This window comes from Paracoccus sp. SM22M-07 (assembly GCF_001887735.1).
GTDB lineage: Bacteria > Pseudomonadota > Alphaproteobacteria > Rhodobacterales > Rhodobacteraceae > Paracoccus.
Genome location: NZ_JPKW01000018.1, coordinates 19,975 through 36,890, shown reverse-complemented (window position 1 = coordinate 36,890; position 16,916 = coordinate 19,975). Strand labels below are relative to the sequence as shown.

Sequence of the window (16,916 nt, the reverse complement as noted above, 5' to 3'; positions counted from 1 at the left end):
GCGATTTTGACCGGCATTGCACGGCTGCAAGTGATGGGTTACGGATTAGTTTAACGCTGAACTATCCCTACCACGCTCCAGGAGGATACGCCGCATGGCCAGGAAACCCAGCCCCCAGACGGAGGCGCCTTCGAACATATCGAAGGACGAGCTGCTGCAATATTATCGGGACATGCTGTTGATCCGCCGATTCGAGGAAAAGGCCGGACAGCTTTACGGCATGGGCCTGATCGGTGGGTTCTGCCACCTCTATATCGGTCAGGAGGCCGTGGTCGTGGGTCTGGAAGCCTGCGCCAAGGAAGGCGACAAGCGGATCACCAGCTATCGCGACCATGGGCACATGCTGGCCTGCGGCATGGAAGCCCGCGGCGTCATGGCCGAGCTGACCGGCCGCGAGGGCGGCTATTCCAAGGGCAAGGGCGGCAGCATGCACATGTTCAGCCGCGAAAAGCATTTCTATGGCGGCCACGGCATCGTCGCGGCGCAGGTACCGCTCGGGGCGGGCCTGGCATTTGCCGACAAGTATCTGGGCAATGACAATGTCACCTTCACTTATTTCGGTGATGGCGCCGCGAACCAGGGCCAGGTCTACGAGACCTACAACATGGCGGCCCAGTGGGACCTGCCGGTCATCTTCGTGATCGAGAACAACCAATACGCCATGGGCACCAGCGTCAAGCGCTCGACCAAGTCGACGACGCTGTTCGGCCGCGGCCAGGCCTTCGGGATCGAGGGCGAGCAGGTCGACGGCATGGACGTGATGGCCGTCAAGGCCGCCGGCGAAAAGGCCGTGGCGCACTGCCGCGCGGGCAAGGGCCCCTATATCCTGGAAGTGATGACCTATCGCTATCGCGGGCATTCCATGTCCGACCCGGCCAAGTACCGGACCCGCGAGGAAGTCCAGAAGATGCGCGACGAACGCGATCCGATCGAGAACATCCGCGAGCTGCTGCTGCAGGGCAAGCATGCCTCCGAGGAAGAGCTGAAGGCGCTGGACAAGGAAATCAAGGACGTCGTCAACGACTCCGCCGAGTTCGCCAAGGAAAGCCCCGAGCCCGCCCTGGACGAGCTTTGGACCGACATCTATGCCACCGAACTGCCGCAGGGCAGTGCCGAAGAAAACGCCTGAGGGGGTGACGTAACATGGCTACCGAAATCCTGATGCCTGCCCTGTCCCCCACGATGGAGGAAGGCACGCTTGCGAAATGGCTGAAGAAGGAAGGCGACGAGGTCAAATCCGGCGACATCCTGGCCGAGATCGAGACCGACAAGGCCACGATGGAGTTCGAGGCTGTCGATGAAGGCATCCTGGGCAAGATCCTGGTCCAGGAAGGCGAACAGGGCGTCAAGGTGAACACGCCCATCGCCGTCCTGATCGAGGAAGGCGAAAGCGCCGACGACATCGAGGCCCCGGCCGAAGCCGAAGCCCCCGCCGAAGCCGCGCCCGCCGAAAAGCCCACCACCTCGGCCGTGGAAGAGGTCAAGACCCCTGCCCCCGACACCAGCCCCGACTGGCCCGAGGGCACCAAGATGAAGACCATGACCGTGCGCGAAGCGCTGCGCGAAGCCATGGCGGAAGAAATGGAACGCGACGACACCGTCTTCCTGATGGGCGAAGAGGTCGGCGAATACCAGGGCGCATACAAGATCAGCCAGGGCCTGCTGGACAAGTTCGGTCCGCGCCGGGTCGTCGACACGCCGATCAGCGAAATCGGCTTTGCCGGCATCGGCACGGGGGCGGCGCTGGCCGGCCTGCGCCCGATCGTGGAATTCATGACCTTCAACTTCGCCATGCAGGCGATGGACCACATCATCAACTCGGCCGCCAAGACGTTGTACATGTCGGGCGGTCAGATGGGTGCGCCGATGGTCTTCCGCGGCCCGAACGGCGCCGCTGCCCGCGTGGGTGCCCAGCATAGCCAGGATTACGCCGCATGGTTCGCCGCCATTCCCGGCCTGAAGGTCGTGATGCCCTATTCGGCAGCCGACGCGAAGGGCCTGATGAAGCAGGCGATCCGCGATCCGAACCCGGTCATCTTCCTGGAGAACGAAATCCTCTATGGCCGCAGCTTCGAGGTCCCGGACCTTGAGGACTTCACCATTCCCTTCGGCAAGGCCCGCATCGCCCGCAAGGGTGACGACGTGACCATCGTCAGCTTCGGCATCGGCATGGCCCACGCGCTGGAAGCCGCCGACAAGCTGGCCGAGGAGGGCATCGAGGCCGAAGTGATCGACCTGCGGACCCTGCGCCCGCTGGATTACGGCTCGATCCTGGAATCGGTCAAGCGGACCAACCGCTGCGTCACCGTCGAGGAAGGTTTCCCCGTCGGGTCCATCGGCAACCACATCTCGGCCTGGCTGATGGAGAACGCGTTCGACTATCTGGACGCGCCGGTCATCAACTGCACCGGCAAGGACGTGCCGATGCCCTATGCCGCAAACCTGGAAAAACACGCGCTGATCACGCCCGCCGAGGTCGTCGAAGCCGTGAAAAAAGTCACCTACAAGTAAGGGAGGCAACGCGATGCCCACGGAAATCCTGATGCCCGCGCTGTCCCCCACGATGGAGGAAGGCACGCTGGCCAAATGGCTGGTGAAAGAGGGCGACGAGGTCAAATCCGGCGATATCCTCGCCGAGATCGAGACCGACAAGGCCACGATGGAGTTCGAGGCCGTCGACGAAGGCACGATCGGCAAGATCCTGATCGCCGAAGGCACGTCCGGCGTGGCGGTCAACACCGCCATTGCCGTGCTGCTGGAGGACGGCGAATCCGCCGATGACATCTCGGCCCCGAAGGCGGATGCCAAGTCGGATGCCAAGGCCGACAGCGCCCCCGCCGAAGCCTCGCGCGAGGTTCAGGGCGAGGCGGACCGCGACATCTCGCCCGCCAAGCCCTCGGGTCCGGCGCCCAAGGCCGAAGACGGCAGCCGCATCTTCGCCTCGCCCCTTGCGCGGCGCATTGCGGCCGACAAGGGGCTGGATCTCTCCGCGATCAAGGGCTCGGGCCCGCGCGGTCGGATCGTCAAGGCCGATGTGGAAAACGCCAAGCCGGGCGCAGCCCCTGCCAAGGCCGATGCCGCACCTGCCGCGGCCCAAGCCCCCGCGGCGGCAGCCACCCCCGCACAGGCCCCCAAGGGTCTGTCCACCGATGCCGTCATCAAGATGTATGCCGACCGCGAGACGACCGAGGTTCAGCTGGACGGCATGCGCCGCACCATCGCCGCGCGTCTGACCGAGGCCAAGCAGACCATCCCGCATTTCTATCTGCGCCGTTCGGCCAAGCTGGATGCGCTGATGGAGTTCCGCGCCACGCTGAACAAGCAGCTGGAGGGACGCGGGGTCAAGCTGTCGGTCAACGACTTCATCATCAAGGCCAGCGCGCTGGCACTGCAGCAGGTGCCGGACGCGAATGCGGTCTGGGCGGGCGACCGCATCCTGAAGCTGACGCCTTCGGACGTGGCCGTGGCCGTGGCCATCGATGGCGGTCTGTTCACCCCGGTCCTGAAGGACGCGCACCAAAAGACGCTGTCCACCCTCTCGGCCGAGATGAAGGATCTGGCGAGCCGCGCCAAGTCCAAGAAGCTGGCCCCCCATGAATACCAGGGCGGCAGCTTTGCGATCAGCAACCTGGGCATGTTCGGGATCGAGAATTTCGATGCCGTCATCAACCCGCCGCATGGCGCGATCCTGGCCGTCGGCGCGGGCGTCAAGACCCCCGTGGTCGAAGGCGATCAGGTCGTCATCCGCAACGTGATGTCGATGACGCTGTCGGTCGACCACCGCGTGATCGACGGCGCCATGGGGGCCCAGCTGCTGGAGGCGATCGTGGCGCATCTGGAAAACCCGATCGGCATGCTGGCCTGACAACCCATCCGGATAGCCGGTTCTCTATACCGATGCACTGATCGACACAGGCGGTACGGCAACCTAGCCTACCGCCTGTGTCATTTGCTTGCCTGCCCACGCAGGCTGGCAGGTTTCAGTCAATGGTATCGGTATCCGACAAAGGAGGATCGTGATGATCCGGAAACCCGTTTTTGCCCTGATCGCAGTTGCAGCGCTGGCTGCCTGTACGCCCCGAAATTTCGAATCCCCGCCCGTGATGGTGGACACGCCCCAAGGGCCGGTGACCTGCCAGCTTTACACGTCCGGCCTGACCGATTGGGATCGGGCGACGGATTCTCCGGCAGGCATGTCGGTGGCGGAGGCCGACGCATACTGCAAGCGCGAAGGCGCGGCCCGCCAGTAAGCCCCCCGTCGTCTTGCCAAGAAAAAGGCCGCGCTTGGCAATCAAGCGCGGCCCCTTTCATGTCATCAGGACGATCGTATCAGGACACGGCCTTGACGATCGCCTTGACGAAGTCATCCAGGTCATCGGGATTCCGGCTGGTGATGACACCACGATCCTCGACCACGGATTGATCGACGACCTCGGCCCCGGCATTGCGGATGTCGCTGCGGATCGAGGTGAAGCTGGTCATCTTGCGACCCTTGACCAGGCCCGCTTCGACCAGCAGCCAAGGCGCGTGACAGATGGCCGCGACCGGCTTTCCGGCTTCGGCAAATGCCTTGATCAGGCCGACGGCCTTTTCATCGACACGCAAGGTGTCGGGGTTGATGACGCCGCCCGGCAGGACCAATGCGTCGAAACCTTCGGGGGTCTGGTCCGCGATGGCCAGGTCGGCATCGACGGTCTTGCCCCAATCGTCCTTGTCCCAAGCTTTGATGGTGCCAACCTTGGGTGCGGCGATATGGACCTCGTGGCCGGCGGATTTCAGTTGTTCCAGTGGAACGAACAGCTCGGATTGCTCGAACCCGTCGGATGCCATGATCAGAATATTGGCCATGTTCGGACTCCTTTGCCTCATGCCTTGTTGGGCAGTCAATGCGAAGGGGCGGGCCACGGTTCCTAGAAGGTGATCGTGACGCCTGGCAGGTTCAGCTCGGTGATCAGGTCGCGCAATTCCTGACGCGCCGCGATATGGGACATGGACAGGGTTTCGGTCCCGACATCCTTCAGGTCCAGCAGGGTCAGCCCGCGCGGGAACAGTTCGCGAAAGATGACGCGTTCGGAAAAACCGGGCGCGACCCGAAATCCGATGCGCTTGGACAGGGACGCCAGCGCCCCCCCGACCTTGCGCTTGTTGTGCATCTGCTGGGTGCCAAGGCGGTTGCGCAGGACCAGCCAGTCGATCGGTCCGGCCCCCGCCTGCCCCCGCATCTGGCGCGCGTTCCAGACCATCTCGGCATAGATCGACGGACCCAGCACCTGCCCGTCGGGCGACATCCGTGCCAACAGGTCGAAATCGACGAAGCTGTCGTTCAACGGCGTGATCAGCGTATCCGCGACCGTATGCGCCATTTGGCTGAGCCTGGTATGCGAACCGGGGCAATCCAGCAGGATGAAGTCGCATTGCTTTTCCAGCAGCTCCAGCGCCGGGGTCAGCGGGTCCGACCCCTCGCCCAGCTGCGCCATGACGGGCATGGGCAGATCGATGCCTTCGCGGGCGCGGAAGGCGCCGCGGTTTTCCAAATAACGGGCAAAGCTGCGTTGGCGCACGTCCAGGTCCAGACCGCCGACGGTATGGCCCATGCGCGCCAAGGCGGTGGTCACATGCATGGACGTGGTCGATTTACCCGACCCGCCCTTTTCGTTTCCGACCACGATGATATGCGCCACTGGCCGCCTCTTGTCCTGTCCCTTGGCGAGAACCTAACTGTCGGAGAGGACGAAGGAAAGTCACCGCGCGCAGCTTGATCACGAATGATTGCGCAACGTTCACGCAGGCGGGGCGGCCCGCGTGATCAGGCGCCCGTCGATCATCGCCAGCCCCAGCCCGATGACGGCCATGCCCAGCACCTGCACCGTCCCCAGGCTCTCCCCCAGGAACAGCCAGGCCAGCAGGATCGCCGAGACCGGCACCAAGAAGGTCACCAGCGAAATGTTGGTGGCCCCGGCCCGGCCCAGGATGCGGAAGAACAGCACATAGGCGAGGCCAGTGCACAGCGCCCCCAGGACCAGAACCGACAGCCAGACCCGCCCCGGCACATCGGCGGGCGGCATGCCGTCCACCATCAGCGCCAAGGGCAACAGCACGACGCTGGACCCGGTAACCATCCCCGCCGCCGTCACCACCGGATCGATCCCGCGCCTGCGGAACTGCCTGCCAAAGGCCGCAGCACAGGCATAGCTGATCGCGGCCCCCAACATCGCGACCTGCGGCAGGATGCCGTGATCCATCCCCGACACGCGGTCCAGCCCGATCATCACGGCAACGCCGCCCAGACCCGTGGCGACCCCCGCCAGCCGCATCAGGCTGGCGCGCTCATCGCTCAGCACCAGGGTCGAAACCAGCACGGTGAACAACGGCGTCGTCGCGTTCAGGATCGAGGCCAGCCCCGCCGGGATCGACGTCTGCGCCCAGACGATCAGCCCGAAGGGGATCGCGTTGTTCAATACCCCCATCACCAGAAACGCCCCCCACAGCCCGGCATCGCGCAGCACATGACGCCCCGTGGCCAGCACGATCGCCCACAGGACCAGGGCCGCCACCGCGACCCTGATGGCCACAATGCTCAGCACCGGCAGATGCCCGACGATCACCCCGATCAGAAAGAAGGACCCGCCCCAGATCAGCGACAGCAGCAGCAGCTGGCCCCAATCGGCGGCCCCCATGCGGGCGCTGATGGCATGCGGGGCGGTGGCATTCATGGCTGTCGGCCCAGCATGTAGAATTCGTCATTGGGCCGGATGTTGGCCGCATTCACCAGCCGGTTCGACATGCCGAAGAAGGCGGCAATGGCGCCGATGTCCCAGACCTCGTCGGCGGTGAAGCCCGCCTGGGCCAAGGCCTGATGGTCGGCATCCTCGATCTCCTGCGCGGCCAGCGCGACCTTTTCGGCATAGCGCAGCATGGCCCGCTGCCGGTCGGTCAGGTCGGCCTTGCGCCAGTTCACGGCCACCTGATCCGCGATCAGCGGGTTTTTGGCCCTGATGCGCAGGATGGCCCCATGCGCCACGACGCAATACTGGCACCGGTTCAGACCGCTGGTCGCCACCACAATCATTTCGCGTTCGGCCTTGGTCAGGCCGTCATCCTTGTCCATCAGCGCATCGTGATAGGCGAAGAAGGCCCGGAATTCCGCCGGGCGATGCGCCAGGGCCAGAAAGACATTCGGCACGAAGCCCGATTTCTCCGAAATCTTGGCGATGGAGTCGCGGATATCCTGGGGAAGGCTGTCCAGATCGGGGACGGCAAAGCGGCTGATGGGATGGGTCATGGGATTCTCCTCGGGCGGCAGCCTGCCCCAGCGTGTCCGCGAACGAAAGTCCCCTCAGGCGGGACGGCGCAGGACCGTCAGCGCCGCCTGAACCTTGGGCGTGCGGTGCAAGTCAACATGGCTGACGATCCACAGGGTGCTGTCCCATTCGGGCAGCGACATCGCCTCGACTAGGCCCTCGGCGCGATCGGGGGCCAGCGGACCGATCGCCAGCCCCTGGCGGATCACCATTTCACGGGCCATCGGATCATTGGCGGTCAGCAGGATGTTGCGCGGTTCCAGCCGCGCCTCCAGCCAGCGCATCAGGGGGGCGTTCCGCGCCTCGGGGCCCGGCAGGGCAAAGCGGTGGTCGCGCAGCTGGGTCAGGGGGCCGTGCCGGTCAAGATAGCCTTGCGTGGCAAAAAGCGCGTGGTGGATGCGGCCCATCGGCACGACGACATAATCGGGCTGGGTCGGCTTAGAGCCCGCGCGGATCGCGACGTGCGCTTCTCCGGTGGCCAGGCGGAACAGACGCGCATCGGTCAGATAGGTCAGGCGCAGGTCGGGGTGGCGGGTCGTCAGCTCGGCCAGCCGCGGGATCACCATGCTGGCCATCTCGGGCAGGACGGTGACGATCAGCTCGCCCTCGATGCGTTGGGCGCTGCCGGCGATCTGGGCGGCCATCTGCGCAAAGCGCTGCTCGGTCACGTCGGCGGTCGCCAGCAGGGTGCGCCCGGCCTCGGTCAGGGCATAGCCGCGCGGGTGGCGCTGGAACAGGCGGGCCTGCAGCGCCGCCTCCAGCGCGTCGATGCGGCGGATGACGGTGGCGTGGTGCACGCCCAGATCGGCCGCCGCACCGCTGACGGTGCCGGTCCGCGCCACGGCCAGCGCCACACGGATATCGTCCCAACTTTCGATGGTCATGTGCGCTCCTGCACAGGTGATGCGCGATTATGGGCCTTTCGTTCGCAGGTGCATAGCCATAGATCCAAGGCAACAGAAAATCGTCTTGAAGGAGCCGACCATGTATATCCTCCATATCGACAGCGCCGTGACCGGTTCGGATTCGGTGACGCGCCAGCTGACCGCCGACATCGCAGATCGCCTGAAGCAGGCCAATCCCGATGCCACCGTCACCTATCGCGACCTGAACAAGGGCGTTCCGGCCATCGACAGCACCTGGTACGAATCCGTGCGCAAGGGCGTGGACGAACCGACCGCCGCACAGCAGGACCGGATCTCGGACAGCGACAGCCTGCTGGGCGAGGTGCAGGAGGCCGACACGCTGATCATCGGCCTGCCGATCTACAACTTCACCCTGCCCGCGCCGCTGAAGAGCTGGCTGGACCAGATCGCGCGCGCCGGCGTCAGCTTCCGCTACACCGAAAACGGCCCCGAGGGTCTGTTGAAGAACAAGCGCGCCATCGTGGCCTATGCCTCGGGCGGGACGCCCTTCGGGTCGGACATGGACTTCGCCTCGGACTACATGCGCCACATGCTGGGCTTTCTGGGCATCACGGACGTGTCCTTCGTGGCCGCCGACCGCCTGATGATGGACCGCGATGCGTCCTTGGCCCGCGCCAAAGAAGACATGGACAAGATCGCCGCCTGATCGGCGCGGATATCGAAGACGGCCCCCAAGGTTGACTTGGGGGCCGTTTCTCTGTATCAGACCCCAGATTCCCGGAAGGATAGCCTTCCGGTCCCCGTCAGATGCGGGGATCGCCCCCCGTCAGCGCGTCGCGCCCACGGGGGCAAAACCGTATTTGGACCGCAGGAGGCCCGGCCTATGTTCGAGAACCTTTCCGACCGTTTGGGCGGCGTCTTCGACCGGCTGACCAAGCAGGGCGCCCTGACCGAAGACGACGTTGCCGCCGCCATGCGCGAGGTGCGCGTCGCCCTGCTGGAGGCCGACGTGTCCCTGCAGGTCGCGCGCAGCTTCGTGAAATCGGTCACCGCCAAGGCGACCGGCGCCTCCGTCACGAAGTCGGTCAGCCCCGGCCAGCAGGTGGTCAAGATCGTCCATGACGAACTGATCAAGGTGCTGCAGGGCGAAGGCGAACCCGACGCGCTGCGCATCGACAACCCGCCCGCGCCGATCCTGATGGTCGGTCTGCAGGGTTCGGGCAAGACGACGACCACGGCCAAGCTGGCCCTGCGCCTGAAGGACCGCGAGAAGAAGCGCGTGCTGATGGCGTCGCTGGACACCAACCGCCCCGCCGCAATGGAACAGCTGGCCATCCTGGGCCAGCAGATCGGCGTCGACACGCTGCCCATCGTCAAGGGCGAAACCGCCCCCCAGATCGCCAAGCGCGCCAAGACGCAGGCATCCCTGGGCGGCTATGACGTCTTCCTGCTGGATACCGCCGGTCGTCTGCATATCGATGAAGTCCTGATGGACGAAGTCCAGGCCGTGCGCGACATCGCCCAGCCCCGCGAAACCATCCTGGTCGTCGACGGCCTGACGGGTCAGGACGCGGTGAACGTCGCGACCGAATTCGACGGCAAGGTCGGCATCAGCGGCGTCGTCCTGACCCGCATGGATGGCGACGGTCGCGGCGGCGCGGCCCTGTCGATGCGTGCCGTCACCGGCAAGCCGATCCGCTTTGTGGGCCTTGGCGAAAAGATGGATGCGCTGGAAACCTTCGACGCCGAACGCGTCGCGGGCCGCATCCTGGGCATGGGCGACATCGTGGCCCTGGTCGAAAAGGCCCAGCAGGTGCTGGAGGTCGAACAGGCTGAACGCATGATGAAGCGCTTCCAGAAGGGCCTGTTCAACATGAACGACCTGCGCGGCCAGCTGGAACAGATGCAGAAGATGGGCGGCATGCAGTCGGTCATGTCGATGATGCCAGGCATGGCCAAGATGGCCAAGCAGGCCGAGGCCGCCGGTTTCGACGACAAGGTGGTCCGCCATCAGCTGGCGCTGATCAGTTCGATGACCAAGAAGGAACGGGCCAATCCCGACCTTCTGCAGGCCAGCCGCAAGAAGCGCATCGCCGCCGGTGCCGGCCTTGAAGTGTCCGAGCTGAACAAGCTGCTGAAGATGCAGAAGCAGATGGCCGACACGATGAAGAAGCTGGGCAAGATGGGCAAGGGCGGCATGATGAAGCAAGCCATGCGCGCCATGACCGGCAAGGGCGGCGGCCTGCCCGATATGGACAACATGGACCCCGCCAAGATGGCCGAAGCCCAGAAGATGCTGCAGGACCCCAAGGGTCTTGGCGGTCAGCTGGGTCGTGCCGGCCTGCCCAGTGGCCTTGGCGGCCTTTTCGGCAAGAAATGACCATGACCGATACCCCCGAACAGGCCCTGCGCGCCGCCGAGATCCTGGCCGAACATCGCGCCAGCATCGACCGCCTGGACGCCATTCTGGTCTATACGCTTGCCGAAAGGTTCAAGCACACCCAGTCCGTCGGCAAACTGAAAGCCGAACACGACCTTCCTCCCTCGGATCCGACGCGTGAAGCGCAACAGATCGAGCGGCTGGAACGCCTCGCGCGCGAGGCCGATCTGAACCCGGAATTCGCGCGCAAATTCCTGAATTTCGTGATCGCCGAAGTCATTCGGCACCATGAACGACTGCAACCCTGATCCTGCGCAATCCGCACAGCATCATAGACTTTCCAAGGAGACTACCCATGTCCATGAAGATCCGCCTTGCCCGTGGTGGCAGCAAGAAACGCCCCCACTATGCCATCGTCGCTTCCGATTCGCGCATGCCGCGCGACGGCCGCTTCCTGGAAAAGCTGGGCACCTATAACCCGCTGCTGGCAAAAGACAGCGAAGACCGCGTCAAGATGGATATCGAGCGTATCCAGTACTGGCTGGGCCAGGGCGCACAGCCGACCGACCGCGTCGCACGCTTCCTGGAAGCGGCCGGCGTCAAGGAAAAGGCCGAGCGCAAGAACATGAAGAAAGCCGTCCCCGGCAAGAAGGCCACGCAGCGCGCCGAAGAGCGTGCCGCCAAGGCTGCTGCTCCGGCCGAAGCCGAGTGATCCCTGTTGGCGGGGGCAACCCCGCCAGACACCAACCAGGAGGCTGAGAATGGCTGACGACCGCATCTGTGTCGGCGCGATCGCCGGGGCCTTCGGGGTCCATGGCGAAGTCCGGCTGAAAAGCTTCTGCGCCGAACCGTCCGACATTGCCAATTACGCGCCGCTGACATCCGAGGATGGCACGCGCAGCTTCACCGTGTCGCTGACCCGTCCGGTCACCGGCGGCATCGGCGCCCGCGTTTCGGGCATCGCCACCCGCGAAGAGGCCGAGGCCCTGAAAGGCCTGACGCTTTGGGCACCGCGCGCGGCCCTGCCCTCGCTTCCCGATGACGAATTCTATCACGCCGACCTGATCGGACTGGATGTCGTGGATACCGGCGGCCAGCCCTTGGGCCGTGTCCGTGCCATCTATGACCATGGTGCCGGCGACATCCTGGAAATCGTGGGCGGCAAGGACATCCTGATGCTGCCCTTTACCAAGGCCATCGTCCCCACGATCGACCTTGCCGCGCGCCGCATCGTGGCCGACCCGCCCGGCGCCGACGAATGACCCAACCGCCAAAGTCGCATGGGCGCCTGTCGATCAACGCCACCCTGCGTCCGCGCGAACTGATGGCCGAACCGCAGGTGCGTGGCGCCTGGACCGCGCGTGTCATCACGCTCTTCCCCGAGGCGTTCCCCGGCATCCTGGGCCTGTCGCTGACCGGCAAGGCGCTGTCGCAGGGCCTGTGGAACATCCAGACCCTTCCCCTGCGCGATTTCGGCGTCGGCAAGCACCGCAATGTCGACGACACGCCCGCGGGGGGCGGTGCCGGCATGGTGATCCGCGCCGACGTGATGGATGCCGCGCTGCGCCAGGCTGCGCGCGGGACGCGCCTGCCCGTCATCTACATGTCGCCCCGCGGCAAACCCCTGACCCAGGCCCGCGCCCGCGAATTGGCACAAGGCCCCGGCGTCACGCTGATCTGCGGCCGGTTCGAAGGCGTCGACCAGCGCGTCCTGGACGCCCACGGCGTCGAGGAGATCAGCATCGGGGATTATGTCCTGACCGGAGGAGAGATCGCCGCTCAGGTCTTGATCGACACGACGGTCCGGCTTATACCGCGCGTGCTGGGGAATCAGGATTCGCTGGCCGAGGAATCCTTTTCCGTCGGCAACCGGGGTCTTCTGGAACATCCTCAGTACACGAAGCCCGCCCTTTGGGAAGACCGCCAGATCCCCGACATCCTGTTGTCGGGAAATCATGCGGCCATTGCCGACTGGCGCGCCCGTGAGGCCGAACGGCTGACCAAGGAACGCCGCCCCGATCTGTGGCGGGCATATGCGGAGACGCATGTGGACCCGGCAAAGGACCGACAGCGCTCGGGCGCATCAGACCAATCGCGGAACCACCGCGAGCATGATAAGGATCAACAGCGATGAATCTGATCGCAGAACTCGAAGCCGAGCAAATCGCAGAGCTCGGCAAGAACATTCCCGACTTCAAGGCCGGCGACACCATCCGCGTCGGCTACAAAGTGACCGAGGGCACCCGCTCGCGCGTCCAGAACTACGAAGGCGTCTGCATCTCGCGCAAGGGCGGCAGCACCATCGCCGCCAGCTTCACCGTGCGCAAGATCAGCTTCGGCGAAGGCGTGGAACGCGTGTTCCCGCTCTACTCGACCAACATCGACTCGATCGAGGTCGTTCGTCGCGGTAAGGTCCGTCGCGCCAAGCTGTATTACCTGCGCGACCGTCGCGGTAAATCGGCACGTATTGTCGAGAAGACCAACTACCGCCCCAAAACCGACGCGAAAGCCTGAACCGAGGTCACGAGATGAAAAACGATATCCATCCCGATTATCACATGATCGAGGTCAAGATGACCGACGGGACCACCTACCAGACCCGTTCGACCTGGGGCTCGGAAGGCGATTCGATGACGCTGGACATCGACCCGACCTCGCACCCCGCCTGGAACGGTGGCTCCACCCGCCTCATGGATGCCGGTGGCCGCGTCACCAAGTTCAAATCCAAATATGCAGGTCTCGGCTTCTGATCGCCCCGACCATCGCAGACACGCAGACGCCGCCCCTCGGGGCGGCGTTTCGCATTTCTCCGTTGCCGAAATACCCCGCGGGGGGTCCGGGGGGCGCGAAGCCCCCCGGCGGTCGCGGGACGCAGATCAGGCGACTGCCTCGGCAGGTTCGACCAGGGTGACGATATCCCGCATGATGGTGTTCAGCTGAAAATCCTTCGGGGTATAGACCCGCGCCACGCCCATGTCGGACAAGGCCCGTGCATCCTCATCCGGGATGATCCCCCCGACGATCACCGGCATATGCGCCAATCCCGCCGCTGACAGCCGCTGCATCACGTCGCGGATCAGCGGCAGGTGGCTTCCGGACAGGATCGACAGCCCGATGACATGGGCTTTCTCTTCGGCCGCCCGGGCGACGATCTGTTCCGGCGTCAGGCGGATCCCCTCATAGGTGATGTCCATGCCGCAATCACGAGCGCGAAACGCGATCTGTTCCGCGCCGTTGGAATGACCGTCCAGGCCGGGTTTGCCCACCAGGAATTTCAGGCGCCGCCCCAATCGATGGCTGACGGCATCCACCGCCTCGCGGATCTCCTCCAACCCCTCGGTCCGGTTCGAGGGGTTCGCTGAAACGCCCGTCGGCCCCCGATATTCGCCATGAACCTGCCGCATGACGCCCGCCCATTCGCCGGTCGTCACCCCCGCACGCGCAGCGGCGATGGACGCAGGCATCACGTTCCGCCCCGCCGCCGCATCCGCCCGCAAAACCTCCAGCGCCGTGGCGACCGCTTCGGCGTCCCGACCGGCCCGCCACGCATCCAGCCGCGCGATCTGGTCCTGCTCGACCGCCGGATCGACCACCATGATCCCGCCATCCCCCGCCGTCAGGGGCGACGGTTCGGCCTGTTGCCAGCGGTTCACGCCCACCACGATGGTCTCGTTCGTCTCGATCCGCCCAAGCCGGGCGGCATTCGACTCGACCAGCCGCGATTTCATATAGTCGATCGCGGCAATCGCCCCGCCCATCCGGTCCAGCAGGTCCAGCTCGGCCCGCGCGCCCGTTTTCAGCTCATCGACCTTGGCCTCGATCACCGGGTTGCCGTCGAACAGGTCGCCGAACTCCAGCAGGTCGGTCTCATAGGCCAGGATCTGCTGCATCCGCAGCGACCATTGCTGATCCCAGGGGCGCGGCAAGCCCAGGGCCTCGTTCCAGGCGGGCAACTGAACGGCACGTGCCCGCGCGTTCTTCGACAAGGTCACCGCCAGCGTTTCCAGCAGGATGCGATAGACGTTGTTCTCGGGCTGCTGTTCGGTCAAGCCAAGGCTGTTGACCTGCACGCCATACCGGAACCGGCGATATTTCGGATCGGTGATGCCATAGCGGTCGCGGGTGATCTCGTCCCACAGCTCGGTGAAGGCGCGCATCTTGCACAGTTCGGTGACAAAACGGATGCCCGCGTTGACGAAGAAGCTGATCCGCCCGACCATTTCGGGAAAGCTCTCCTCGGGCACCTTGCCCTTCAGGTCGTCCAGAACCGCGACGGCGGTCGCCAGCGCATAGGCCAGTTCCTGTTCGGGCGTCGCGCCGGCCTCCTGCAGGTGATAGGAACAGACGTTCATCGGGTTCCATTTGGGCAGATGTTCGCGCGTATAGGCCGCGACATCCGTGATCATCGCCAGCGACGGCGCGGGCGGGCAGATATAGGTGCCGCGCGACAAATATTCCTTGATCAGGTCGTTCTGCACCGTGCCCTGAAGCGCCGCGATATCGGCCCCCTGTTCCTGCGCGGCAGCGATATAGAGCGACAAGAGCCACGGCGCCGTCGCATTGATCGTCATCGAGGTGTTCATCTGTTCCAGCGGGATCTGGTCGAACAGGGCGCGCATGTCGCCCAGGTGGCAGACCGGCACGCCGACCTTGCCGACCTCGCCCCGCGCCAGAACGTGGTCGCTGTCATAGCCCGTCTGGGTGGGCAGATCGAAGGCCACCGACAGGCCGGTCTGCCCCTTGGACAGGTTCATCCGGTACAGCTCGTTCGATTTCGCCGCCGTGGAATGGCCCGCATAGGTGCGGAACAGCCAAGGCTTGTCCTTCTGGGCCATCGCATAACCTCGCAATAATATTTCGACAGGGAAAGAAATACAGAAACAATGATGCGACGTCAATTCGCCGCACCGCGGCGATTCAAATTCCGTAACGACACAATATTTCTATTATTGGCCTCAGTATATTGCATTGTTGCGCGACCTATCGTAGCAAGATCCAAATCGGCCCGGCGATTCTGCGCTGCGGCACATGAAAGGAGAGTATGATGGCCCTCGACGCACCGACCCCGATCGCCCCCTATGATGCCCCGGTGAAGGATCTCTACGCGGTTGGTGAAATGCCGCCGCTTGGCCATGTCCCGGCCCGCATGCATGCCTGGACCATCCGCCGCGAACGTCAGGGCGAACCCGACCAGGCCATGCAGCCCGAGGTCGTCGAGACCCCCACCATCGACAGCAACGAGGTGCTGGTGATGGTGATGGCGGCAGGCGTCAACTATAACGGCATCTGGGCGGGCCTGGGCCAGCCGATCAGCATGTTCGACGTGCACAAGCAGCCCTATCACATTGCCGGATCGGATGCCTCGGGGATCGTCTGGGCGGTGGGCGACAAGGTCAAGCGCTGGAAGGTCGGCGACGAGGTCGTCATCCATTGCAATCAGGACGACGGCGACGACGAGGAATGCAACGGCGGCGACCCGATGTTTTCCACCACGCAGCGCATCTGGGGCTATGAGACCCCCGATGGCAGCTTTGCCCAGTTCACCCGCGTCCAGTCCCAGCAGCTGATGCCCCGCCCCAAACACCTGACCTGGGAGGAATCGGCCTGCTATACCCTGACGCTGGCCACCGCCTATCGCATGCTGTTCGGCCATGAACCGCATGAACTGAAGCCCGGCATGAACGTGCTGGTCTGGGGCGCGTCGGGGGGGCTGGGGTCCTATGCGATCCAGCTGATCAACGCGGCGGGCGGCAATGCCATCGGCGTCATCAGCGAAGAGGACAAGCGCGATTTCGTCATGGGGCTTGGCGCCAAGGGCGTCATCAACCGCAAGGAATTCAAGTGCTGGGGCCAGCTGCCCAAGGTGAACACCCCCGAATACAAGGAATGGTTCACCGAGGCGCGCAAGTTCGGCGCGGCCATCTGGCAGATCACCGGCAAGGGCAACAATGTCGACATCGTCTTCGAACATCCGGGCGAGGCGACCTTCCCGGTCTCGACCCTGGTCTGCAAGAAGGGCGGCATGGTCGTCATCTGCGCGGGCACGACGGGCTTCAACTGCACCTTCGACGTCCGCTATCTGTGGATGCATCAGAAGCGCATCCAGGGCAGCCATTTCGCGCATCTGAAACAGGCCAGCGCCGCGAACAAGTTGATGCTGGAACGCCGGCTGGACCCCTGCATGTCCGAGGTGTTCCCTTGGGCCGACATCCCGGCGGCGCATATGAAGATGTACCGCAACGAACACAAGCCCGGCAACATGTCGGTGCTGGTCCAGTCGCCCCGCACCGGCCTGCGCACCTTCGAGGACGCGCTGGAACCCGGTCACGGCTGACCCATAGTCCGGGCCGTCCCCTGCGGGCGGCCCGT

Annotated in this window: 19 protein-coding genes; 13 read left to right on the top strand and 6 right to left on the bottom strand. The window is 64.6% G+C overall.

Annotated features, from left to right (window positions below; genetic code table 11):
* Window positions 1-94 precede the first annotated feature (94 nt).
* The 4 genes from pdhA to IE00_RS17620 all read left to right on the top strand — a co-directional run bounded on the left by pdhA (window position 95) and on the right by IE00_RS17620 (window position 4,250).
* Window positions 95-1,129 carry a pyruvate dehydrogenase (acetyl-transferring) E1 component subunit alpha gene (gene pdhA / locus IE00_RS17635; protein WP_072298503.1) on the top strand — a complete coding sequence of 345 codons (1,035 nt, stop codon included), beginning with the start codon at window positions 95-97 and terminating at the stop codon, window positions 1,127-1,129.
* Window positions 1,130-1,143: 14 nt separating this feature from the next.
* Window positions 1,144-2,511 carry a pyruvate dehydrogenase complex E1 component subunit beta gene (locus IE00_RS17630; protein WP_072298502.1) on the top strand — a complete coding sequence of 456 codons (1,368 nt, stop codon included), beginning with the start codon at window positions 1,144-1,146 and terminating at the stop codon, window positions 2,509-2,511.
* Between the two features lie 13 nt (window positions 2,512-2,524).
* A complete protein-coding gene (locus IE00_RS17625) occupies window positions 2,525-3,865 on the top strand; it encodes a pyruvate dehydrogenase complex dihydrolipoamide acetyltransferase (RefSeq protein WP_072298501.1) in 1,341 nt (446 codons plus the stop codon).
* A gap of 154 nt (window positions 3,866-4,019) precedes the next feature.
* A complete protein-coding gene (locus IE00_RS17620) occupies window positions 4,020-4,250 on the top strand; it encodes a hypothetical protein (protein WP_240493990.1) in 231 nt (76 codons plus the stop codon).
* 79 nt (window positions 4,251-4,329) lie between these two features.
* On the opposite strand, the gene IE00_RS17615 is transcribed toward IE00_RS17620, so the two are convergent.
* From IE00_RS17615 to IE00_RS17595, 5 genes are all read right to left on the bottom strand, one after another.
* Window positions 4,330-4,848, bottom strand: coding sequence for a type 1 glutamine amidotransferase domain-containing protein (locus tag IE00_RS17615; RefSeq protein WP_240493988.1), 519 nt, complete (start codon window positions 4,846-4,848; stop codon window positions 4,330-4,332).
* A 62-nt stretch (window positions 4,849-4,910) separates the two neighbouring features.
* Window positions 4,911-5,681 (bottom strand): division plane positioning ATPase MipZ, encoded by a 771-nt coding sequence (locus tag IE00_RS17610; RefSeq protein WP_072298499.1) that lies wholly within the window; start codon window positions 5,679-5,681, stop codon window positions 4,911-4,913.
* Window positions 5,682-5,780: 99 nt separating this feature from the next.
* Window positions 5,781-6,713, bottom strand: a complete 933-nt coding sequence (locus IE00_RS17605; RefSeq protein ID WP_240493987.1) for a DMT family transporter — start codon at window positions 6,711-6,713, stop codon at window positions 5,781-5,783.
* Window positions 6,710-7,282: a peroxidase-related enzyme gene (locus tag IE00_RS17600; protein WP_072298498.1), complete on the bottom strand. Its 573-nt coding sequence runs from the start codon at window positions 7,280-7,282 to the stop codon at window positions 6,710-6,712. The genes IE00_RS17605 and IE00_RS17600 overlap by 4 nt, the downstream gene beginning before the upstream one ends.
* 54 nt (window positions 7,283-7,336) lie before the next feature.
* On the bottom strand, window positions 7,337-8,185 hold the full coding sequence (locus IE00_RS17595) for a LysR family transcriptional regulator (protein ID WP_083554499.1): 849 nt from the start codon (window positions 8,183-8,185) through the stop codon (window positions 7,337-7,339).
* 100 nt (window positions 8,186-8,285) lie between these two features.
* On the opposite strand from IE00_RS17595, the gene IE00_RS17590 reads away from it, so the two are divergent.
* The 8 genes from IE00_RS17590 to rpmE all read left to right on the top strand — a co-directional run bounded on the left by IE00_RS17590 (window position 8,286) and on the right by rpmE (window position 13,297).
* A complete protein-coding gene (locus IE00_RS17590) occupies window positions 8,286-8,873 on the top strand; it encodes an FMN-dependent NADH-azoreductase (protein ID WP_072298497.1) in 588 nt (195 codons plus the stop codon).
* Window positions 8,874-9,050: 177 nt separating this feature from the next.
* Window positions 9,051-10,547: a signal recognition particle protein gene (gene ffh / locus IE00_RS17585; RefSeq protein WP_072298496.1), complete on the top strand. Its 1,497-nt coding sequence runs from the start codon at window positions 9,051-9,053 to the stop codon at window positions 10,545-10,547.
* Between the two features lie 2 nt (window positions 10,548-10,549).
* Complete coding sequence (locus IE00_RS17580) at window positions 10,550-10,855, top strand: chorismate mutase (RefSeq protein WP_072298495.1); 306 nt, start codon at window positions 10,550-10,552, stop codon at window positions 10,853-10,855.
* A 47-nt stretch (window positions 10,856-10,902) separates the two neighbouring features.
* Window positions 10,903-11,259, top strand: coding sequence for a 30S ribosomal protein S16 (gene rpsP / locus IE00_RS17575; protein ID WP_072298494.1), 357 nt, complete (start codon window positions 10,903-10,905; stop codon window positions 11,257-11,259).
* 49 nt (window positions 11,260-11,308) lie between these two features.
* Entirely contained in the window at window positions 11,309-11,809 is a 501-nt protein-coding gene (gene rimM, locus IE00_RS17570) for a ribosome maturation factor RimM (protein ID WP_072298493.1), read from the top strand.
* A complete protein-coding gene (gene trmD / locus IE00_RS17565; protein ID WP_072298492.1) occupies window positions 11,806-12,681 on the top strand; it encodes a tRNA (guanosine(37)-N1)-methyltransferase TrmD in 876 nt (291 codons plus the stop codon). Before rimM ends, trmD begins: the two co-directional genes overlap by 4 nt.
* A complete protein-coding gene (gene rplS, locus IE00_RS17560; RefSeq protein WP_072298491.1) occupies window positions 12,678-13,061 on the top strand; it encodes a 50S ribosomal protein L19 in 384 nt (127 codons plus the stop codon). The genes trmD and rplS overlap by 4 nt, the downstream gene beginning before the upstream one ends.
* Window positions 13,062-13,075: 14 nt before the next feature.
* The gene (gene rpmE / locus IE00_RS17555) at window positions 13,076-13,297 is read left to right on the top strand and encodes a 50S ribosomal protein L31 (RefSeq protein WP_072298490.1); all 222 of its coding nucleotides are present in this window, start codon (window positions 13,076-13,078) and stop codon (window positions 13,295-13,297) included.
* A 126-nt stretch (window positions 13,298-13,423) separates the two neighbouring features.
* Here rpmE and IE00_RS17550 read toward each other — a convergent pair whose 3' ends face one another.
* Window positions 13,424-15,382, bottom strand: coding sequence for a protein meaA (locus tag IE00_RS17550; protein WP_072298489.1), 1,959 nt, complete (start codon window positions 15,380-15,382; stop codon window positions 13,424-13,426).
* A gap of 209 nt (window positions 15,383-15,591) precedes the next feature.
* Here IE00_RS17550 and ccrA point away from each other — a divergent pair, with 209 nt between their 5' ends.
* Entirely contained in the window at window positions 15,592-16,881 is a 1,290-nt protein-coding gene (ccrA, locus tag IE00_RS17545; protein WP_072298488.1) for a crotonyl-CoA carboxylase/reductase, read from the top strand.
* Window positions 16,882-16,916: the final 35 nt, after the last annotated feature.